The sequence below is a fragment of the Vibrio sp. 14G-20 genome (assembly GCF_026241515.1).
GTDB lineage: Bacteria > Pseudomonadota > Gammaproteobacteria > Enterobacterales > Vibrionaceae > Vibrio.
In genome coordinates this window covers 1-20,351 of record NZ_JAPHPW010000042.1, presented here as the reverse complement: position 1 = coordinate 20,351, position 20,351 = coordinate 1, and the positions used below count along the sequence as shown (strand labels likewise).

19 protein-coding genes, 2 pseudogenes and 1 riboswitch are annotated in these 20,351 nt (G+C 43.0%); of the genes and pseudogenes, 10 read left to right on the top strand and 11 right to left on the bottom strand.

What is annotated here, in order from left to right; all coding sequences use genetic code 11:
• Positions 1–45: 45 nt before the first annotated feature.
• A pseudogene (locus OQJ75_RS21805) lies at positions 46–615 on the bottom strand (adenosine deaminase family protein); the annotation flags it as partial.
• Between the two features lie 88 nt (positions 616–703).
• A riboswitch (purine riboswitch) is annotated at positions 704–803 on the bottom strand.
• A gap of 166 nt (positions 804–969) precedes the next feature.
• Here OQJ75_RS21805 and OQJ75_RS21800 point away from each other — a divergent pair.
• Complete coding sequence (locus OQJ75_RS21800; RefSeq protein ID WP_265974836.1) at positions 970–1,752, top strand: LuxR C-terminal-related transcriptional regulator; 783 nt, start codon at positions 970–972, stop codon at positions 1,750–1,752.
• Between the two features lie 143 nt (positions 1,753–1,895).
• Here OQJ75_RS21800 and OQJ75_RS21795 read toward each other — a convergent pair whose 3' ends face one another.
• Positions 1,896–2,390, bottom strand: a complete 495-nt coding sequence (locus OQJ75_RS21795; protein ID WP_265974835.1) for a GNAT family N-acetyltransferase — start codon at positions 2,388–2,390, stop codon at positions 1,896–1,898.
• Positions 2,391–2,556: 166 nt separating this feature from the next.
• The gene (locus OQJ75_RS21790) at positions 2,557–3,543 is read right to left on the bottom strand and encodes a DUF2860 family protein (RefSeq protein ID WP_265974833.1); all 987 of its coding nucleotides are present in this window, start codon (positions 3,541–3,543) and stop codon (positions 2,557–2,559) included.
• A gap of 204 nt (positions 3,544–3,747) precedes the next feature.
• Between OQJ75_RS21790 and OQJ75_RS21785 the strand changes: the two genes are divergently transcribed.
• Positions 3,748–4,245, top strand: coding sequence for a fasciclin domain-containing protein (locus tag OQJ75_RS21785; RefSeq protein ID WP_265974832.1), 498 nt, complete (start codon positions 3,748–3,750; stop codon positions 4,243–4,245).
• A 127-nt stretch (positions 4,246–4,372) separates the two neighbouring features.
• On the opposite strand, the gene OQJ75_RS21780 is transcribed toward OQJ75_RS21785, so the two are convergent.
• From OQJ75_RS21780 to OQJ75_RS21765, 5 genes are all read right to left on the bottom strand, one after another.
• Positions 4,373–4,669: a hypothetical protein gene (locus OQJ75_RS21780; protein ID WP_265974831.1), complete on the bottom strand. Its 297-nt coding sequence runs from the start codon at positions 4,667–4,669 to the stop codon at positions 4,373–4,375.
• A 131-nt stretch (positions 4,670–4,800) separates the two neighbouring features.
• On the bottom strand, positions 4,801–5,058 hold the full coding sequence (locus OQJ75_RS22550) for a hypothetical protein (protein ID WP_323054488.1): 258 nt from the start codon (positions 5,056–5,058) through the stop codon (positions 4,801–4,803).
• A 161-nt stretch (positions 5,059–5,219) separates the two neighbouring features.
• Entirely contained in the window at positions 5,220–5,687 is a 468-nt protein-coding gene (locus OQJ75_RS21775; RefSeq protein WP_265974829.1) for a GNAT family N-acetyltransferase, read from the bottom strand.
• Between the two features lie 127 nt (positions 5,688–5,814).
• Positions 5,815–6,129, bottom strand: a complete 315-nt coding sequence (locus tag OQJ75_RS21770) for a cupin domain-containing protein (protein ID WP_265974828.1) — start codon at positions 6,127–6,129, stop codon at positions 5,815–5,817.
• Between the two features lie 150 nt (positions 6,130–6,279).
• Positions 6,280–7,122: a PhzF family phenazine biosynthesis protein gene (locus OQJ75_RS21765; RefSeq protein WP_265974837.1), complete on the bottom strand. Its 843-nt coding sequence runs from the start codon at positions 7,120–7,122 to the stop codon at positions 6,280–6,282.
• Between OQJ75_RS21765 and OQJ75_RS21760 the strand changes: the two genes are divergently transcribed.
• The 3 genes from OQJ75_RS21760 (at position 7,093) to OQJ75_RS21750 (ending at position 11,123) form a co-directional block, all read left to right on the top strand.
• Complete coding sequence (locus tag OQJ75_RS21760) at positions 7,093–7,251, top strand: hypothetical protein (protein WP_265974838.1); 159 nt, start codon at positions 7,093–7,095, stop codon at positions 7,249–7,251. The two genes, OQJ75_RS21765 and OQJ75_RS21760, sit on opposite strands and share 30 nt — an antisense overlap.
• Positions 7,252–7,655: 404 nt before the next feature.
• Complete coding sequence (locus OQJ75_RS21755) at positions 7,656–8,687, top strand: polyamine ABC transporter substrate-binding protein (RefSeq protein ID WP_265974827.1); 1,032 nt, start codon at positions 7,656–7,658, stop codon at positions 8,685–8,687.
• 3 nt (positions 8,688–8,690) lie between these two features.
• Positions 8,691–11,123, top strand: coding sequence for a putative bifunctional diguanylate cyclase/phosphodiesterase (locus tag OQJ75_RS21750; RefSeq protein WP_265974825.1), 2,433 nt, complete (start codon positions 8,691–8,693; stop codon positions 11,121–11,123).
• Positions 11,124–11,378: 255 nt separating this feature from the next.
• Here the strand turns inward: OQJ75_RS21750 and OQJ75_RS21745 are convergent, their stop codons facing one another.
• Positions 11,379–12,404 (bottom strand): GGDEF domain-containing protein, encoded by a 1,026-nt coding sequence (locus OQJ75_RS21745; protein WP_265974823.1) that lies wholly within the window; start codon positions 12,402–12,404, stop codon positions 11,379–11,381.
• A 9-nt stretch (positions 12,405–12,413) separates the two neighbouring features.
• A complete protein-coding gene (locus OQJ75_RS21740) occupies positions 12,414–12,869 on the bottom strand; it encodes a hypothetical protein (protein ID WP_265974822.1) in 456 nt (151 codons plus the stop codon).
• A gap of 470 nt (positions 12,870–13,339) precedes the next feature.
• Between OQJ75_RS21740 and OQJ75_RS21735 the strand changes: the two genes are divergently transcribed.
• The 5 genes from OQJ75_RS21735 (at position 13,340) to OQJ75_RS21715 (ending at position 18,434) form a co-directional block, all read left to right on the top strand.
• Positions 13,340–13,714, top strand: a complete 375-nt coding sequence (locus tag OQJ75_RS21735) for a c-type cytochrome (protein WP_265974821.1) — start codon at positions 13,340–13,342, stop codon at positions 13,712–13,714.
• Positions 13,715–13,751: 37 nt separating this feature from the next.
• A complete protein-coding gene (ccoN, locus tag OQJ75_RS21730) occupies positions 13,752–15,176 on the top strand; it encodes a cytochrome-c oxidase, cbb3-type subunit I (RefSeq protein ID WP_265974819.1) in 1,425 nt (474 codons plus the stop codon).
• Complete coding sequence (locus OQJ75_RS21725) at positions 15,177–15,791, top strand: cbb3-type cytochrome c oxidase subunit II (RefSeq protein ID WP_017060032.1); 615 nt, start codon at positions 15,177–15,179, stop codon at positions 15,789–15,791.
• Positions 15,788–17,944, top strand: coding sequence for a cytochrome c (locus OQJ75_RS21720; RefSeq protein WP_265974818.1), 2,157 nt, complete (start codon positions 15,788–15,790; stop codon positions 17,942–17,944). The genes OQJ75_RS21725 and OQJ75_RS21720 overlap by 4 nt, the downstream gene beginning before the upstream one ends.
• A 262-nt stretch (positions 17,945–18,206) precedes the next feature.
• Entirely contained in the window at positions 18,207–18,434 is a 228-nt protein-coding gene (locus OQJ75_RS21715) for a PAS factor family protein (protein WP_004730426.1), read from the top strand.
• A 510-nt stretch (positions 18,435–18,944) separates the two neighbouring features.
• Here OQJ75_RS21715 and OQJ75_RS21710 read toward each other — a convergent pair.
• Positions 18,945–19,885 (bottom strand): annotated as a pseudogene (locus OQJ75_RS21710) (substrate-binding domain-containing protein).
• Between the last annotated feature and the right edge of the window lie 466 nt (positions 19,886–20,351).

Sequence of the window (20,351 nt, the reverse complement as noted above, 5' to 3'; positions counted from 1 at the left end):
GAGCCTACTCTAAGCTTAATGGCTTGAGAGTGAGGCGGACCATATAATTAAGCCCGCCTGTTTGGCTTGTTGGAATACGCGTTTAAACTTCTCTGGTGGGTGTCCTAGCTCTGAAGAATCTAGTCCAACACCAATGATTTTATCTTGATGCTCGAGCACATCGGCAAACGTTTGAATCGCGCTCTCTTCAGGCAGGTGACGCAAGAAACAGGCAATAATCTGAGAGGAAATACCCAACTCTTTTTGCGCCTGTTCAAGAGCACGATGAATACCGTTAATGACCGTGTCGAATGCAATACCACGATCGGTATGTGTCTGAGGATCAAAGAAGATTTCGGTGTGAATGACATTATCGGCTTTACAGCGATCTAAGTACGCCCATGTCAGGTCATAAAAATCTTGTTCTTTGCGTAGCGCATCAGCACCTTGATAGTAGATATCAAGAAACGACTGCAAGTCATCAAATTCGTATGCGCACCTTAACTGCTCTGGGGATGAATAAGGCAGTTCAATGCCATTGCGTTGAGCAAGCTGGAAAAGTAACTCAGGCTCAAGCGAGCCTTCAATGTGTAAATGCAACTCTACTTTTGGGAGCCCTTGAATAAATGCGTTCATATTTCACCTACTATGGATTTTAGGTGTGCACTTACTCTGAATAATAGACAGGATGTTTTTGAACGCCATTACAAAGAGTAAGAACACAATTGTGATCTAAACCCTTCGTAATCAGCACTTTGCGGGAGCTGGTAGAGACCCCCAAACCATATCATTGGGGTTATACGAAGCAAACGGTTGCTACTATACAGAGTTCAGTGTGAATTTCACTAGCCGTTTCTCGATAGAACTAAAAATTACTCAGTAGCATTTAAGAATACTCGCCACACCTTATTCAGAACGACATTCTAATATTAGGTTGACACACTTTAGTTATTGCCGCTATTTTGTCTAAAACCATAAAAGACGGTCGATATGAAAAACAACCCATTCGCGAGCTTTGAGGATCTCCTCTCTCACCAAACCAACACTTTGACCGCATGCCAACCCAAAGATTTCGATAGCACTTTTTTGTTACTGGCAAGAGAAGCACTCGCTTGGTTTAAGCTCGACAGACTTACTCTATTTCCAAACTCAATGATTCTTCTGGATACAGGAAAAAGTATTTCCGTATCCCAAACAGATACTCCACCGCTTGAAATGGAACGCTTTCTAAAAGGCAATTATCTTGATTACCTTAAGCTTTTACGTTCAAAAGAGTGTTGGCAGTTGTTCCCTGAAGAAACACTAAAGAACCATAAACTCGACCCGTTACGTGTACTTTATGAAGAAGGTGCTCATTGGCATGGGATTGTAAGCCTTTCGTTGTTTGGTCAGCAGTGGGGAGCTATCGGCTTCTCACGGTTCAGTCGTTACGATAAGCCAATTGAAGAGGCTGACATGAAGCGAATCAAATTGCTGAGTGATATCTGGCTCTGTTTTTGGCAGCATTCCAAAATGACACGTAGTGTCACCAGCGATGAAACCAATAATATTAACGAGAGTGAAAAGCTATTATTGCTGACCAAAAGGCAGTATGCGGTTCTGACTCAATTGGCACAAGGTTACACCGCAAAGCAATGTGCAGAGATCCTCTTTTTAAGCCCTAGAACCATTGAATCACACAAATACCGCATGTTGGATATTTTGGAACTCGACAACCATACCGAACTGATTCAGTTTGCACTGCGAAATGGCTTTGGCATCGATAATCCATAGCGATCTTATTAAAAGATCTGATAGTGACGAATGCTTATAAACACAAAATCCTCAAGCAAATAAAGTTTGAGGGATTTATTAAAATAACCTTGTTAATTAATATTTTACTTCAACTGTTTCAGTTATATCGAGTCACTTCTCCTTCAAAGGTAATCTGGTCGTATTCTCGACATTAGTAACATATCGATGTACTTACCCGCTTTGAACGTACTGAGTCTTTTTGTGCCTTCTAACTGAAAACCTACACGTTCATACAAAGCAATAGCGGCGTAGTTATCGGCATGAACCTCTAACTCAAGACGCACGAGGTTAAGCCAGTTATCCGCCTGATTGATCGCTTCCTGCATTAACGTCTTACCGACCCCTTTACCATGCATATCCGGATGAATAGCAATACCAAGACCAGCGCAGTGCCTGTCTCTTACCTTGGTGGTCATGAATAAAGTAATGTGGCCCACTACTTTGCCGGATACTTCCGCCACCAAAGTAAAATGGTCTGAATGACCAAACAGTCGCTCCACTTGGTCAGAACTAAGATAAGGCTTTTGTGAGGTATTTTCTGAAACTGAAGGGTGGCGATAAATATCGAAAATATCTTGGCTATCCGTTGCTTCTAAATGTCTAATTTGTATTTCCAAAGCGCTTCCTTATCCTATTATTTCTATCCATAAGCTAATTTTCATATTACGGATAGCAACGGGCACCTACAACCTTTAAAGGTGTAAGTACCCGAAATAATTAAATAAATAGAAATACTGAACTTAAACTTCTGCTTTGATGAGTATTTTTAACATAGTGCGAATATCAGAATTTATAGTCCACACCCACACTCGCTAATACTTGCTTGGAGTTATAGAAATCGATATTAGAATCTATGCTTCTTAAGCCCAATAAAGTAATGAACGCCCAATCTTTGTAGCCCATCAAACCACCAAACTCATACGCTAAAAAAGCACCATATTCGTTCTCTTCGCGGGCTTTTCCATAGATTGGGTTCGCTTCATCGTACTGACGATCATGTGCATCCAACGTGACAACAAAACCGTGACGACCAATTTTCTTGGCGTAATTTAATTCAATACCATAACTATCAAAGCTAAACGCTCCGCCTTCCGCATCTGAGTGGAAATACACCATGGATGGAACGAACACACCCGCTTGGTTAGCTAAGATGAAAGGGTATCCTGCTTTGGCGTATACATAGGTTCTTTCCCTGTTAAGCAGTGCTATCTCTTCAGCAGATAGCCCCAATGAAGTCCCAGACAGCTCATCATCAACGTCGGACTCACCAATCGCGAAATCCGTTCGAAAGCCAGTGCCGCCTATGTTGGTCATTTGCAATCGCCCAACATTACCTTTTAAATCGGTTTCGTTTCGATTAACGCCAACCGCGTAAGGGTCCGACCAAGCCTTACCCGAGACAAGCGTAGGAAGAACAGAAAAATCCAATATGGTGCCACCAGAAAGTTGATATCGATAACCTATCTCAAACGCAATGGTACCTGTTGCAATATCCTCTCGTGTTGTACCCGCATACACTTGGTGAGTCAGCGATTCGCCAAAAGTATATTGAACAGTGCCCAAAAAGCCGAGTAGCCCTTGGTTTTCACTATCCCCTTCCTGGGTGTTGGTGGCTTGATTAGAATCTTGTTCAATACTCAAATTACTACTGTCAGAGTAGAAACCGGCCAATACACTGAAGTTACCGCTGAAGCCTTCACTTGGAGCAAGACCACTGTATGCAGGCATTGAAGCCAATGCAGAAAATACTACTGGTAAAACAAACCTCATATTCACATCCATTATTTGAATAATCATCAAACAACTATAAGTATCAAAGTAGAGTTATAACAAGCATTTAACAATATAAATTTATTCGCTTGGCGCAGTCGATATCGTTAACCATTCACTCAAAGACACAACAAATTGATCTATCACGATTGGGCTTTCGTAATATCTCTCGAAAATAACGGACAAAACTCAAAGGAAGACAATATGTTTAATAAATTAATCAAAACCATGTCAGTGCTAGTTGCGACGCTTCTTTTTACGGCTTTTGCTCACGCTGATCACCACGGAATGAAGAAAGACATCGTTGACGTGGCGGCTGAAAACGGTTCTTTCAATACCTTGGTAGCTGCAGTAAAAGCGGCCGGCTTAGTTGAAACATTGAAAGGTGATGGCCCGTTCACTGTGTTTGCGCCAACGGATGAAGCGTTCGCTGCACTACCAGAAGGAACGGTTGATATGCTGTTGAAGCCAGAAAACAAAGACAAGCTGATCGCAGTACTGACCTATCATGTGGTGCCAGGGAAAATAATGGCGTCTGAAGTGATGAAACTTGATAGTGTGGTAACAGTGCAAGGTGAAGCGGTAATGGTAGGAATTGATCACGGCAATGTGATGATCAACAAAGCGCAGGTCGTGATGGCAGATGTTGAAGCAAGCAATGGTGTTATCCATGTGATTGATGCTGTATTACTGCCTAAATAATAAAGACGAACACAAATCAAAGGTTCTTAGAGGGTGTGACAGGTTCACACCCTTTTCATGTTTAAATACCAAGTTAAGATCTGTATCAAACTAGCCGAGCCTGCCTTCATATAAGCAAGAACCCGGATTACATAAACAAGCGCCCGAATATCAGAAAGGCCGCCATCGATACCACCTTCGTGAAGACCACCACCCAGATGCAGTCACCAATACTAGAGTGCGTCGCTTTCCCGAGTAGGAACACAAACAGAATCAACCCTAACACCCAACCCACTGTCGGAATCAATGACACCAAAGCAACGATTACAGCAATAGTAAGAAGGGATTTAAAATCTGCGACCACCAAAGACATTTTAGAGGCGATGTACATGCAACATGCGGTGATTAGTGCGTCCATCACAAACGCTAAAGCTTCAATTCCCACTTTTCTTCCTTCACTGATATTTGTTGAAGTGAATATTATCTCTAAAGTGATGATTTTTCTTGAATAAGAGAACAAAAAGCAGGTGAAAACTGTATCAAAAATGAGATTACCGTTCGTCTAAAAGCACAGGTTTATTTGCTCGAGTCTTCTAAGCCTTTGGCCAGTGCTCCCGACCGAGTCTGATTTGCTTTTTGATAGGCATCAAAGCCATCTTCGTGTTTAACTCCGAACAAACAAAGAAACGAGTTGATGACGAATGAAAAGAATGAGATGACGACGACAAAGAGAGGAAACAGCCCCGAGACCCCAGCATCTAAGGCTAGAACGCCAACAGCGAAGGACAACATCGACACTAATGTATATAGTTTAGATCTACTCACATGACTCATGAACAACACTCCTTGTATTCACTCAATGTTTAGATTAGACAAATTACCTTGCACACAATTTGAACTCATCGACAATATCAATAGATCAGGAAAAGTTATCCTTAAAAAGGTTCATTAATATTTCAAAGTAGGTCTCTATACTCTAAAGAACGATAGCCCACTTATACGACCACCTTCTCCATCACGTAATTGGTGAGTTTTACGCCACGCATTTCAACTTCCTGCTCATTAACGACCTTAAAACCAAGGTGTTCATAGAAAGGCCTTGCGGTAATACTTACATCAGAGAAATATCTCGATACGCCACGAACTCGACCCACAGTGAAAACATGTTCCATCAACGCTTTCCCTACCCCCTTCCCTTGATATTCGTGGTGACAGAAAAAGTGATCAATCAAACCGTTGGGTTGCAGATCAGTATAACCAACAACGCAACCATCGAGCTCAGCGACAAAGGGTTGTAACCCATTCATACGCTTTTGCCATAATGCAAAGTCAAAGCTACTGGGTGCCCAAGCTTCGACTTGCTGTTGAGAATAATCTCGAACATTCACGTTACGTACGGTATGAAAGAAGATCTCCCACAGTGCTTTGTCATCACTCGCTTGATAGTTTCGAATTCTAACCACGACATACTCCTTTTTGTCTTAAGTTCTTTCAGAGGTGCAAATAGACAGCTGAATCAGCAGGCTCAATAGTCCAAGCTCAACAGGCTCTGTAACCTGCACTCAACAGCCTCAGCTTTAGAACAAGATATCAACGATAAAACACAGCCAACCAGATCGTCACCATGTCTTTGTCCGTACCAATGACCTTGTGCTTTTCTCGTGCAGCGATGTTGATGTAATCCCCTTTTGATAAAGTAACAACGCGCCCATCTTCAAACTCGATGACGCCTTGACCTTCAACCACCATTACCCATTCATTCTCATCTTGATCATACCAACCCTCTTCTGGTGAACTGTGTCCATGCGACAATATTCTTTCGATTCGAACACCGTCGTTTGCAATCAGGTCATTGAATATTTCATTGGGTATTGACGAAGGAACATCATTGTAAATGTTTGGCATCAAGCTCTCCTAGCTAACATTGAATTGATTAACAACTTGGGCCTTAGCTGCACTGTAAAACCTAAGCAGCGGCACTCTTTCTGAAATAAAAACGATAATAGCCCACCAAGTTACCGCACATAAACAGCGCTCTAAAGCTTCTATAGAGATCTAAAGCTTCAACACGCCACTAATCACAGTGGTCGCAGAGCCGATTAGCTTTATTCGCCCATTGCGTAAGAGCTCTGTCGAGATATAGCCACCACGACGAGACGCCTGATAAGCACTGAAACTACTTTTGTTGAGCTTTTCTGCCCAGTGCTGCGTCAATGCGCAATGTGCCGAGCCGGTAACAAGATCTTCATTAACCCCAACCCAAGGTGCAAAGTAGCGAGAAACAAAATCAAGTTCCGTATTTGATGCCAGCGCTGTCACCACAACACCTCGCCCTTGAATACCTTTTAACGCATCAAAGTTTGGTGAAAGCTCCAATAACACTTGTTCGCTGGAAACTTCGATTAACTGCTTAGAGTCAAATTCTCTGAATGAAACGACTTGATGCGGCTTTAAGCCTAGGTGTTCAAGCAGCGTGAGATTGGCTTCAGAACGCAATGATAACTGCGTACTAGGAAAATCAAGCTCGATAGACGATTCACAAACTGCGGCAGATAACTCCCCAGATAAGGTGTTAAACACAACCTTATCACCTGTCTCAAGCAATCCTCGTTCTTTCATTACATGAACCGTTGCCAGTGTGCCATGCCCACATAGCTTCACTTCGACTTCGGGAGTGAACCATTTAAGCGTCATAGTGTTAAGCGCAAGAAAAGCCGTTTCGGATACCGCCATCTCTTCAGCGATTGAAAACATTAACGACTCATCCAACGGCTCTTTAGAGATACAGACCCCGGCAGGGTTCCCTTTAAACGCTTGAGTTGTAAACGAATCTACTTGATATATCTCTAAATCCACAATGGCTCCTAAATGCACAACGTTTCCCAAATCGGCAATCATGGCTCGTTGGGACATAACCTAGATATTGCTGACCACAATAAGCACAAATACCTTGTGCTACAAGTCTTTAGCAACAACTTTATCGATACTTATGGAGAAACGAAACAAATGACAGACGAAACGTTATAGAAGTGTTTTTAGGGATAAAAGAACATTGAGCATAAGAGTAAATCGCAATGGCAAAACAAAGGAATAACGACGAGTAATGCGAGCGAAAACCCGAAAAAAGCAATCACCGCATCATTATTTAATGCTTAATAATTGCATAATAACTTGTAAGTATGGGTGTTATGATGAATATTAATTTAAATAATCCATTCGCGGACAACAAACTGGAATACGCACTTGTGTTGGATACGATACGACGGAATCATCCTTGCCTCACACGATAAAGGTTAGGTTTCATTTTGGAGTGGCAAGTTGCTATTTGCATGAAATGCATGAAGTTGAAGTTAAATTAAGTGCCTAAATTTGAATCATGTCGCAGGTTTTGGGCTACGATTTAGTTATCACGTACGAAAGGGAATCCGTCAGTGAAAGCGTTTTGTGTATCAATACTCGCCTCAACATCCTTTTTGGCTAACCCTATATTTGGCCAGCAGCATGATATTTATCTCTACAATTGGGATGAATTTTTATCTGACAGCGTCGTTACCCAGTTAAGTGATACCTACGGCATCTCACTAAAGCAACAATTCTTCTCTGATGAGTCAATAAGGGATGAGGTTTTATTAAGCGAGCGTCGAGGCGCTTTTGAACTGGTCATCGTCGAAAGCGTAAAACTTAAGGCATTAGCCAAACAAAACCTGTTCCATAACCTAAGTGACTTACAACAATCCATTGAAAGCAATTTTGACCCCAGATGGGCGGATGGGTGTGGTGAGTATGGTATTCCTTACGCGTGGGGAACATCCGGTATTCTTTATCGCAGTGATAAAGTCTCCGCCCCAGAATCTTGGATGGCGATTCTTGAACCCGACTCCAAAGTCAGTGGCCGTATAAGTATGTACTACGACCCCACCGACTTGGTGAGCACGGCGTTATTGGTCAATCGATTTGACCCATTTACCAATAATGAACAAGAACTTCGTGTTGCGTACAAAACGCTACAACTGCAAAAACCCCATATTGAAAGCAATGAGTATGTCATCGACCACATCCACCAGCTTGAGCGCTTAGCCAATATCGACCTCGCCTACGGATATTCAGGTGACAGCTATGTGCTTAATGATGCCGAACCTGAGGCATCTTGGGCCTACACAGTGCCTCAAGAAGGAACGACCTTATGGTTAGAATGTATGGCTGCAATTAACAACGGAGAGTTATCTCCACAGGCAACCACTATCCTCACCTTCCTATCGCAACCTGAAATAGCCGCTCAAAACGCAATGGATTCATGGTTTGCAACACCAAGTTCAAAAGCAAAAGCACTCACTTCTCAGGAGTATCAAAACGATCCCGAGCTTTTCCCGAGTAAAGCAGTATTAGATCGCAGCTACCTTTATCAGCCGTTAGAACCGAGTAGCATTCAAATTCGCAATCGTATTGTAGACAGTTTGAGATAACTCATGCCCGTTTTGAAGAAGCTCTATTTCGTACTTTTACCCACGCTACTGTTGGTCTTTCTGATCGCAGGAATCGTGTCATACAACTTCGCGTCAAATCATGCTAAGCATATGTACCTAGACAAGGTGCAATCTGATGTGAACACCGCTTTAGTCGCTGCAGAGTATGAGCAACTCGGATTATCCTTACTGGTCAAAGATATTGGGTCTTCGTTGCAGTTTCTTCGCTATATTCAAAACCCAGGCGATTACACGACTCTATCGCTATTGGAGAAACGAGTACTTCGTGTATTAAGCCAGAACCACGTCAATCAATTCGGACAACGCAATGTCTATATTGTGGACCCTAAGTTCAAATTGACACTCTCCACTCTCAGAGCCGATCCTTTCGAGGGGCTAAAAATCCCTGATAAGGTTTACGAAAGAGTCTTCGACATATACACCTCGTTAATCAGTAAAAATGAGCTCTCTTACGAAGGCTTCTCTTATATCTCGGTCAGTGGCGAGCTCAGGTATGCCTATATTGCTGCAATTGACCCTTACCTCCTCCCTCAAGACAAGCGTGCTAGCAATAGTTTAAATCGCTACATATTGATTGCTGACGGACCTCTGATACAACTCTCTAGCTTATTAATCAAATACAATGACGATGACAATATTCAGTTCTTAATCGAACCATCATCAGACGCTGCCAACGTCGAAAATACCCAGTTCGTTATCAAATCAATTGAGCAAACCCAAGACAATATCAATGTGCAGATGACCAGCCGACATCTCATCGCGCAAGTAAATATTCGAGAACAAAAATTCAACCATGAGAAAGCCATCATCGCTAAACAAACCTTGTTAGTTGGCTTTGGTACTCTCTTTACGATCATGTTGATCGTGCATTTAGTGGTGCGCTACCAACTCGTGCGCCCACTCAAAGATCTGTTACATGAAATATCAATCGGCGGGCTCAAGCTTAGGTACTTCAAACGTTCATCAGGGCAAAGCGAAATTGATGGGTTGAAAAACGCTTACATCGACTCGTTAACGGAATTGAAATTCGAAGCTGAATTCGATCAACTCACCAAGTTAGCCAATCGACGCTCTTTCATCAGACACCTCGATGTACGACTAAAAAGCTCAATGAACCCACACTGCTATGTCGTTTGTTGGGACATCATCGACTTTCGTAAAATCAACGATCTTTATGGCGCAAAAGTTGGTGATAATGTACTGATAAGCTTAGCTAAAGCACTGAAAGAAACGCTACAAAACCAGCAATCATCCTTGGGCTTTAGTTGCAGTGATTACTCTTTAGCAAGACTGGGAGGAAACCAGTTTATCGCGATTTTAGAGACAGATAAGCATCAACTGATAAACGAAGAAATTGAGAACATCAACAATACGCTGACAGGTACCACATTCCTTGACTACTATGGGTTTCGATTATCGCTCGCAACGGGCGTTTTGCCGCTCGACACACCCAAGTTCGAAGATATTTGGCACCGATGCATCGATGAAATGTTGGTGAATGCGAAGTCTCATAGTGATGGCGAAAGTCGCATTGTTTATGGCGAAGAGTTGTTACATACCTTGGAACGCCATGACGTTGTAGAGAAAAGACTCTTAGAGTGCTGCGAAAGTGACAACTTTGAACTTCGCTTTATGCCTATTTTTAACGCCAAGACACTTCAGATAGATGGTGCAGAGTGCCTGATTCGTTGCCCGACCTTATTTGATATCGATGCAGGACCAGAAGAATTTATCCCAGTTGCTGAAAAGAGTAACCTTATCGCCAGGCTCGACATGTGGGTCATTAGCACCGCGATCAAAAGCTATAAAGAGCTTTCAGAACTTCATAAATACAAGGGCACTCTGTCGATTAATATCTCAGCAATGGAGCTCTACAACCGTAATTTTGCCGACAACATCCGTAAAGTACTCGAACGTTATCAAGTGCCACCTGGTAATATTATTATTGAGATTACCGAGACCAGTTACGTGAAAAGCACCAAGCTTACAGTCCAGACAATCGAGAGCCTCAGAAGCTTAGGTTTAAAGGTCTCCCTTGACGATTTTGGTACGGGCTACACAGCGTTTAACCAACTTCTCCACTACCCTGTGGATGAGCTCAAAATTGATAAGAGCTTTATCGATAACATGGTAGACGACAAGGCCGACCGCAAGATGGTCGAATCTATGGTTAACTTAGGCCACTCTTGTGACACGCTAGTCGTCGGAGAAGGTGTTGAGTCGATAGAACAGTATCATTACCTCAGAAAAGCGAACTGTGACCTAATACAAGGCTACTTCTTCAGTCAGCCACTCACTTATCTGGAATTCATTGAGTTTGTTCGAAACCACAACCCGCAAGCAATTTTAAACCCGCAGTCTGTTGCCAGTTCGAGATCTAACGAGCGAATCGTTGCACTCACTCGAAAGCAGTAACCTTAAACCTAAACCTTAAACCTAAACCTAAACCTAAACCTAAACCTAAACCTCAAAGCCTCTCTTCCTGTTCAAACGCTGCAAGCCGCTATATCTATAACTAGAGCTATCTTCATCAGTGCAGGAGCTCTGCGTTGGCTACACATTGAATGAGGAGGCAAATAAAGGATGGCAAAAGCCATGATAGTGAAGCGGGAGAATGACGAGCGTACAGTAAACAAAACCTAATGATCTAACTTATCGCTTATGCGGGGATTAACTCTGCATTGTCGTTAATAGCTCCATCATATCTTTAGAGCTGATGTTCTTCTTATGCCTGACTACAGCGTCAATCATCAATTCTAGATTCCCCGCCGAGATATAACCCTTGAGCACGTCATTAAATTTTTCTTGTATTTCATCACTGGTGTACAAGTGCTCAGGAATGAAGAATAGAAACTGGCTGCCACTGCTACGAAACGAGATAGTACTTTCTGGAACCTTTGCCGTCAGAGACTTAGCGGCTGAACTCACTACCAAGTCTCCATATTCAAGCCCATACTTTTGGTTAATCTCATTGAGGTTTCTGATTCGTACAAAGTAAAGGTCGAAGTTACCGTTTGTTGGATAGCTGTTCTTAACAAACTGCATAAGCGAGACTCGATTGCGAAAGCCAGTAATAAAGTCGGTAGAATGAAGTTTTCGTTTGATGGAAAAATCGAGATAGAAAATGATGCCTGTCATCAACAAAATCAAGACAAGAAAGGCGCTGCTGATTTGGTGAACAACAACAAATTTGCCTACCATGGACGTATTTTCTTCAATAACTGGGCTTTGTAATCGAAACTTTTCGTTAATGAATTCGACCAAGGTGGTGTAGCAAATATCGACTTTCTTCTGCAGCGATTCTTTAGGTAATTGCCCTGTACTGACCAACTTGATTGACGATTCTAGCGACTTAAACTTTTCAAACTCTGCGGTAAAGTAAGGCTTAAAGTTTGCTGAGCGAATAAAATTGGACGATTCAGTGCTGTTGATCAGAATATCAAAGCGACTCCAAGTAATGTCATAAGCCAACCAAAGTTCATCATAATCAATCGTTTTTGCGTGGCTAACCATCAAGAAGTTTGCATACTCTTTGACGAGTTGAAAAACAAACCATGTGGCCTCATTTTGGCGGTTAGAAAAGCTCTTGTTGATGTCATTAATTTGAGTAACACTGTAGATATTGACGGATAGAACAACCACGGCCAAAGACAAAACAACGACTTTGATTGCAGCCATAGACAACAGCTTCTTCATAATTAACCTCTACAGGTGAATATCACGAATCTGCCAAATCATCTTGGCATGGAAATCAGGGGTATTGGTCTCAGGGTTCGCAGAGATTGGGTAAATCAACCAAAACGGGCCTTTCTCTCTCACAGACATAAACTCACCATTCTTTTTAATCGCAATGATGGGCTCATAGGTATCAAAATCTTCTTTGGGCACCGCAATTTTATAGTCATTCAATGCTACGAAAGTAACTTGTGATGATATCGGTAGATCCATATTTTCAAGCACCGTTTGTAACGTCACACCACTATAAACGGTCAGACCCTCGACCCAAGGCAAGGTGGTAGTAATTTCTTTTTGAGGAAGTGACAGGAGTTGCTCTCTACTAAAACCATGCTTTTTCCCGGAGTGGTCGAAAACCGTTAACTCTGAGGCTGCAAAAATCGAAAACGAGCAAAGCCAAAGCATCAACAAGAATACAGTTCTCATTCTAAACTCCATTTAAAAAGGTCACTAAATTGAGTCTAGTATAAATTGACCATTTAACTTGTACCGATACCACTCAGGATGATTGGTATCGCTTTACCCCGAATGCTCCTGCACCTCCCTGTTTTTCAATAACTTCGCAGTTTCTCTCTAATTTCTCTGTCTCTTCCATCACTGCTCTCGTTCAGCGCTCCCTACCCGCTTGACGTATTCCTTCTCGACCGTCTAGTAACAAAAACTCGTATTTTACTCTGCGTAAGTAAACCAATAAGCCCTATGAATACGTATCAAACAACAAAATTAACAATAAATATGAGTAAGTAGCGAGAATGCTGGTTGCTGCATAACCTTTAATCGAAAGTAAGCAGCTTTAAGATACTTAATAGCGGGTTCCAATCGTTTCTACTTCACCAGTTGATCTCGTGTGTTGATCTTTAAAAAGCTTACTCATTTCATAATCAAGGGAATCGAGAATGAGTTTGAATATAAAAAAATTTAACCCCATGGCGACACTTTCTACCCTAGTAATGACGTTGGTCATGTTTCCTGTTTCTGCTGAAGTTAACCAAGAACAATTCGAGTTAGGTAAACAAAAAGCCAAAGTGTGTATGACCTGTCATGGCGCTGATGGCATCTCAACACAAGATCCCTACCCGAACCTACGCGGTCAAAAAGTGGGTTATCTCATCTCTTCATTGAAAGATTACCAGACTCGAGAAAGAACCAGTGGCTTAGCGATTCTCATGCAACAACAAGCCGACACGCTCTCAGACCAAGACATCCGTGACATTTCCTATTTCTATTCAGTGCTCGGCAACGAACCAAGCTCACTCAACGATTCAAATTAAGTCAGCGATTCAAAATATCTAGGCAAGGAGCCTTGTTATGGAACAAGTGACAACGCAATACAGCATTAAGGTCGTGAAGTACTTCATCGTTGCATCCTTAGTGTGGGCGATTGTAGGTATGATCATCGGCGTGATTCTCGCCGCGCAATTATATTGGCCAGTCTTAAACTTCGATTCCCAATATTTCCAATTTGGTCGACTGCGCCCGCTACATACCTCTGGTGTGATATACGGCTTCGTCGTGAATATCTTGATGGGGACCTCTTTGTACATTGCCCAACGAACGGGCCATTGTGACCTGTTCAACAAAAGCCTTTCATGGATGGTATTTTGGGGCTGGCAATTCATTCTTTTACTAGCGGTCATTTCCCTCCCCGCAGGCCACACCACCTCAAAAGAGTATGCAGAGCTTGAATGGCCAATCGACTTGATGATTGTGCTGGTTTGGGTGCTTTATGCGGTGTTGTTCTTTGGCACGCTTGCAAAGCGGAAGGTCAGTCATATCTTCGTGGCAAACTGGTTCTTTGCTGCTTTCATCATCGTCGTTGCCATGATTTTCATCGTGAACAACCTCGCGATACCAGTTTTAGCGATGAAGTCCTACTCTGTATTTGCAGGCGCTCAAGATGCGATCGTTCAGTGGTGGTGGGGACACAATGCCGTCGGTTTCCTACTGACCGCGGGTATCATTGGTATGAATTACTATTTCATACCCAAAGCGGCGGATCGACCTATCTATTCGTACCGCTTGTCTGTGATCCACTTCTGGGGCTTAGTCGGCTTTTACACATGGGCCGGGACACACCATCTCATTTACTCTTCCGTTCCGATCTGGATTCAAAATATCGGCATCGTGATGTCGCTGATCCTTTGGCTCCCTTCGTGGGCTGGTGCGTTCAATAGCGCAATGACCCTGCTTCAAAACAAAGAAAAGCTGAAATCCGACTACATTCTTTTATTCTTTTTCTCAGCGATTCTTTACTACTGCTTGGCAACGTTCGAAGGCCCGCTGCTTGCCATTCGTTGGTTCAACATGGTGGCACACAACACCGAATGGATTATCGGTCACGTACATTCCGCAGCACTAGGATGGGTTGGGATGTCAGGGATAGCAGTCTTTTACTATTTCATTCCACGCTTGTGGGGCCAAACCGATCTTTGGTCACCACGACTGATTAAGTGGCACTTCTGGCTTGCTCATGCAGGCGTCGCTCTTTATGCGATAGCACTTTGGGTCGCGGGCATCGGTGAAGGTTATATGTGGCTCGCTCAAAATGAGAATGGCGAACTGATTTACAGTTTTGTAGAGGCCATGGACTTCAAAGCACCTTGGTTGTTCTTACGATTCTTTGGTGGCGCGCTGTTCGTCCTCGGATTGTTCTTAATGGCGTTCAACTTGTACAAAACGGTTCGTATGCCCGCCGTACATAACACTAAACACACCGTTAATGAGGGGGCTTAAATGATGAGTAAAGACTTTACACATTCAATCGTCATTTTGATTTTGACTACCGTTGTTGTCGCCTCCTTCTCTTTATTGGTTTGGGTAGTGCCGAGCATCGTCCGTGGAGACGATATTGCCAAAGGCAGCTTAGCGATGCCGCTCACACCTATTGAGTTAGCAGGGCGAGACATTTACATCAGTGAAGGCTGCCATGTTTGCCACACTCAGATGGTTCGTCCTCTCGAACCAGAAGTGAAACGTAATGGTCGCCCGAATCAAGAGGCAGACGATATCTATGAGTTTCCTAACTTGTGGGGCTCTAAACGTACTGGCCCTGACCTCACTAACTTAGGTAGAAAGTATTCTGACCAATGGCATGTTATTCACTTAATTGATCCTAGAAAAGTTGTACCTACCTCGATCATGCCCTCTTACCCGTGGCTGTTTGAGCAGACTCTGACTGGCGATGATATCAGCGCCAAAATGGAAGTGTTACGTACCTTAGGTGTGCCTTATACCGATCAAGAAATTGGTGATGCCCGTTTGCAAGTAAGAGGCAAAACCAAAGGTGAAGCGCTGATTCGCTATTTACAAAGCCTAGGTAAAGATACGTCACAGGAGGTATCACAATGAGCACATTCTGGAATCTATGGGCGGTACTCTTAACCTTAATATTCTTTATTCTGATGGTATCGGTTGTCGTTAAATACTGGCGAAGCAATCACAAGGCCGATCACGACCACACCATTGGCACCTTTGATGGTATTGAAGAGAAAGATGCGCCTCCACCTAAGCTGTTATTTGTCAGTTATGCAGTGGCATTTCTTTTGTCTGCTGGTTATTTGGTGCTCTACCCCGGGCTTGGCGAATGGGAAGGGTTAGTCGATTGGGAACAAAGCGACGACAAACTCAGTTCGCCGACCACCAGCCTTAACGAACAATTTTCACAAACCAGTGAAACCACGTTAGAAGGATTAGCTGCAGTCCCAGAGATCGTGAACAGCGGTAAGATTCTGTTCCAAACTCACTGTGCCGCTTGTCACCGAGATAACGCTCAGGGACAAAAACACTTTCCTAATCTGATTGACCAAGAGTGGCTCTATGGTGGCAATGATGAAGATATTATTCATTCGATCGCCAAAGGTCGGAACGGTGCTATGCCGGGTTTAAGTGAAATCATGCGCCCAGATGAGGTGGCAAAAGTCTCCTACTATCTAGCGTCTCTCAACCAACGTCATACCGATGTGCCGGAGATTAAAGTCGAGCTCGGTAAAACCTTGTTCGTCAAGTACTGTTCGTCTTGTCATGCCGATGGTGCTGTCGCTAACCCAGCGATTGGCGTACCTGATCTTTCCGATGATATCTGGCTTCACGGCGGCAGTATTGAAGAGATTCAGCACACCATCAATTATGGTTTGAACAACCTAATGCCTGCGTTTAATGAGCAACTCACCGAGAACGAAATACTCGCGCTTGGGGCTTATATCCGACACGCTGGTGAACTAGAACAACAAAGGCTCGCGAGTTTGAAAGCATCATCCGTTGAGCGCGGAGAATATCTCGCTTATGCCGGTGACTGTGTAGCTTGTCATAGTGCAGAAGTTGGCGAACCCTTCGCTGGCGGCCTACCGTTTGTGACCCCTTTCGGTACCGTGTATTCAACCAATATTACGCCTCATACTACCGAAGGTATCGGGACCTATGACTTTGATGATTTCAGAGCCGCGCTAGTGGATGGTAAGGGCAAGAACGGTTACTTATACCCTGCAATGCCTTACACCTCTTATCAATATCTGACCGACCAAGACATGGTCGACTTGTGGGAATACATGCAATCGATTACCGCTGTCCCTCGTCGTAACGACGACAACAGTATGATGTTCCCATCGAACATTCGTTTAGGGCTGCTTGGTTGGAATATTGTTTTCATGGACACCGACCCGGTCGATTATCAAGTACCTGAGGAACTCAAAGACAAAGTCGACAATGTTGAGAAATGGCAACAAGGTAAATACTGGGTTGCGGGTCTTGGTCACTGTTCTGAGTGCCACACACCAAGAAATATTGCCCAAGCTCTGATACCAGAACGTATTTTCCAAGGTAACTTGATCGACGGTTGGAACGCGCCTGATATCACCGCCAATGAGCTCTATATCGATGGTTGGGATGAAGTAACGCTCACCGATTTCTTACACACGGGTCACTCAGACAAAGGTACTGCTTTTGCGGGCATGGCAGACGTAGTAAAAAACAGCCTCAGCTTGATGACGCGTGAAGATATCGAGTCGATGTCCTATTACCTACTCAGTGGTGACATCAACAACACCATTGCCAGTGATGCCGTTCAGTTACAGCCTAAAGGGTTTGATGACGCCGCGTATGGCAGTGAAATCTACACCACGTATCGTCAAACCTGTGGGGCCTGTCATGGTGACGATGGTAAAGGACGAGACCCAATCGCCCCTACTCTGTTGAATAACGGCATTATCATGCACAGCGACCCATTCAACACTATTGCGGTGACAGTAAGAGGCTTACAACCTACTTATCTCGACAAAGATAGAAACTTCATGCCGATGGCAAGTTTTGAGGATGTATTGTCGGATCAAAGGTTGGCTGAATTGATCACCTTCGTGCGATTGCACCTTGGAGATAGAGAGGAACCAGTAACTGCAGAGCACGTTCGAGAGGTAAGAGAAACTCTTGAAGCTGCAGGTTACGCAGGAGGGTTACACACCACACCTGAAATGTACGAAAGTCGAGATAAGAATATTAACATTCGCTAGGTTCTCGACGTATTTGATTAGCTCAGCAAGTAATAAGTAATAAGTAAGTTTTAACATTGATTAATAAACCCAAAGGAGACCAGTGCGTCTCCTTTTCTTTTTGCCATAACCCGAGTTTTCGACACTTTGCCGTACAACACAATTGTAACTAACTGATTACACAATTAAGCAGAGCTGCACATAATGCGATCAATCTCGCAGAACAAAGATGACACCAAGTGCATAATATGCAAAATTTTCTAAAGATGTACTAAGGACAGTTATGGATACAACTACACTCATCTACGATACGTTGGAAGGCCTGTCGAGCGCAAAGCCACAGCAACACGCTCAAATCCGCCAAAATCTATATAACCAATTAGATTTATCATTTGAGAAACAGTTGGCTTTGTATTCATCAGTTCTTGGTCCAGCAAGTGCTGGTAGATTGACCGACTTGGATAGTGCAGTGATGTCTGCACGCAAGATTGTTGGCTTAGAAAACAGCTAAACAACCTTCAACCTATCTCAACTTTAACGCTGCCATTGTGCAGCGTTTTTTGTGGGCGCTATTTACGATAAGTACAGTAGAGCCTTACGATAAGTACAGTAGAGCCTGTTTTCAAGTTACACCCAAGATAAACCGTTCAAAAAAACCAACAAACAGGAGCAGCAGTATGAGAATAACTAGTCCTGAATATTCACTAGCACCAAAGTACGTCAAGAAGCTATAAACAACGCTACCAATAACAACTAACGCAAGCGTTAAAATTATCACAGACCTAGTAATTATACTTACCACTGCACGACCATACCATAACGTTAGTTACCACAATGATGACAATAAACTATTTAGTACTGATTTTATGCTCTCCCCCCTTATTAGCGCTTGTTTTCCCCCATTATTTGGAGTCATATGGATACTGTAAATACTGATCAAACTGCTAACTGTTGCTAGTAGGAAGTTGGCATTGAGATAGGTGGCGTTGCACCGCCCAATTTAGAACAGAGTTTGTTTAGCTTAGAAACCAAGCTGACGAGCGTTGGTTTTATCCACTTCTAGAATCTTGTTAAACTTGATCACCCGGTTTTGCGTATCAATTTCTGCATCGCCTAGACCTTTAACATTAACCCCTTGAGATACATCTTCGCTTTCGAGTATTTGCTTAGCAACGGCAACCATGGCGTAGCCCGCATCTGCCGGGTTCCACAAGAAGCCTTTATCAATCTCGCCACTAGCTAAGTAAGGAGCAGCTTGGCTTGGCTTGGCATCATAATACCCACGACGCTGATTTTGTCTTTTGCGCGTTTCTTCTTAATGGCTTCACCTGCACCGATGCCACCTAATGAACCGTAAGAGACGATGCCGGCCATATCTGGGTGTGCTTTCATCAAGTCATTGGTTGCGGCATAAGATTGGTCGATACTTTCAGCAACTGGCATACGGCTAGTGACTTCATACATGTCTGGGTAGGTTTTCTTTTGGTAATCGATCGCTAGATTTGCCCAGTTGTTATGTAGTGGCACCGTTAATGAGCCAACATAAACCGCGTAACCACCTTGCTTGTCCATATTTTTTGCGAGCTCATCCATGGTTGCTTTCGCGTAGGCTTGGTTATCAATCGTTTCGATATCCCAATCCGCGCCATGTCCATCTGGTGACTCATGGGTTAATACGATAATCCCTTTCTCACGAGCTTTTTTAAATACTGGTTCCAATACAGTTACATCGTTCGGTACCACAGTAATTGCATCTACGCCTTTGGCAATTAAGTCTTCAATAATTTTAACTTGTTGCGCTGGATCTGGAGTGGAAGGACCAAGCTGGCGAGCATCCATGCCGAAATCTATAGCGGCTTTCTCAATTCCTTTGTTCATTTGATTAAACCAAGGAATACCAGACACCTTGACTACGTTTACAATTTCATAGCTTTTTGCCATTGCTGCACTTGTGGAGACCATAGAAAGTAACGCAACTCCCACAATTTTCTGCGTTAGAAAGTTGTTAACCATATTTTCAACATCCTTATTTTTACGTTCCAACCTTATCAATCACGAATAAACAGATATAATGGTTAAGTGTTACTCAAGTATACTTAATAAAAAATAAATAAGATTCCAAATCCAAATAACCAAAATCAATTATGATTGAAACTAATTTTAATCTCACTCCAAGAATAACGCACAAACTCCTAGAATGAGAATATTACCCAATCCATCATTCAATGACTACAAGTTTCCATTCAGTGCTGCCAAATACCAGTTTCTAAACTCAATTGTAAAATGATTCAAGTGTCCTGTGATTAAATAATCAGGCGCCTTTTCTGGTAAGATAACTGTTAGTTTTATGTTGCAATTTCCGTATTTATCGTTGGCTTTGTTGCGTAATTCAGTTTAGAGGCAGAGCAGCCCCATTTCGTGTCTTTCT

What these genes read in the sequence shown, in the direction of transcription:
- OQJ75_RS21735 (WP_265974821.1), top strand. Translation starts at nt 13,340, where the DNA reads ATGAGTTTGAATATAAAAAAATTTAACCCCATGGCGACACTTTCTACC.
- OQJ75_RS21790 (WP_265974833.1), bottom strand. Translation starts at nt 3,543, where the DNA reads ATGAGGTTTGTTTTACCAGTAGTATTTTCTGCATTGGCTTCAATGCCT.
- OQJ75_RS21785 (WP_265974832.1), top strand. Translation starts at nt 3,748, where the DNA reads ATGTTTAATAAATTAATCAAAACCATGTCAGTGCTAGTTGCGACGCTT.
- OQJ75_RS21750 (WP_265974825.1), top strand. Translation starts at nt 8,691, where the DNA reads ATGCCCGTTTTGAAGAAGCTCTATTTCGTACTTTTACCCACGCTACTG.
- OQJ75_RS22550 (WP_323054488.1), bottom strand. Translation starts at nt 5,058, where the DNA reads ATGAGTCATGTGAGTAGATCTAAACTATATACATTAGTGTCGATGTTG.
- OQJ75_RS21715 (WP_004730426.1), top strand. Translation starts at nt 18,207, where the DNA reads ATGGATACAACTACACTCATCTACGATACGTTGGAAGGCCTGTCGAGC.
- OQJ75_RS21770 (WP_265974828.1), bottom strand. Translation starts at nt 6,129, where the DNA reads ATGCCAAACATTTACAATGATGTTCCTTCGTCAATACCCAATGAAATA.
- OQJ75_RS21760 (WP_265974838.1), top strand. Translation starts at nt 7,093, where the DNA reads ATGCACAACGTTTCCCAAATCGGCAATCATGGCTCGTTGGGACATAAC.
- OQJ75_RS21765 (WP_265974837.1), bottom strand. Translation starts at nt 7,122, where the DNA reads ATGATTGCCGATTTGGGAAACGTTGTGCATTTAGGAGCCATTGTGGAT.
- OQJ75_RS21740 (WP_265974822.1), bottom strand. Translation starts at nt 12,869, where the DNA reads ATGAGAACTGTATTCTTGTTGATGCTTTGGCTTTGCTCGTTTTCGATT.
- OQJ75_RS21800 (WP_265974836.1), top strand. Translation starts at nt 970, where the DNA reads ATGAAAAACAACCCATTCGCGAGCTTTGAGGATCTCCTCTCTCACCAA.
- OQJ75_RS21725 (WP_017060032.1), top strand. Translation starts at nt 15,177, where the DNA reads ATGATGAGTAAAGACTTTACACATTCAATCGTCATTTTGATTTTGACT.
- OQJ75_RS21720 (WP_265974818.1), top strand. Translation starts at nt 15,788, where the DNA reads ATGAGCACATTCTGGAATCTATGGGCGGTACTCTTAACCTTAATATTC.
- OQJ75_RS21745 (WP_265974823.1), bottom strand. Translation starts at nt 12,404, where the DNA reads ATGAAGAAGCTGTTGTCTATGGCTGCAATCAAAGTCGTTGTTTTGTCT.
- ccoN (WP_265974819.1), top strand. Translation starts at nt 13,752, where the DNA reads ATGGAACAAGTGACAACGCAATACAGCATTAAGGTCGTGAAGTACTTC.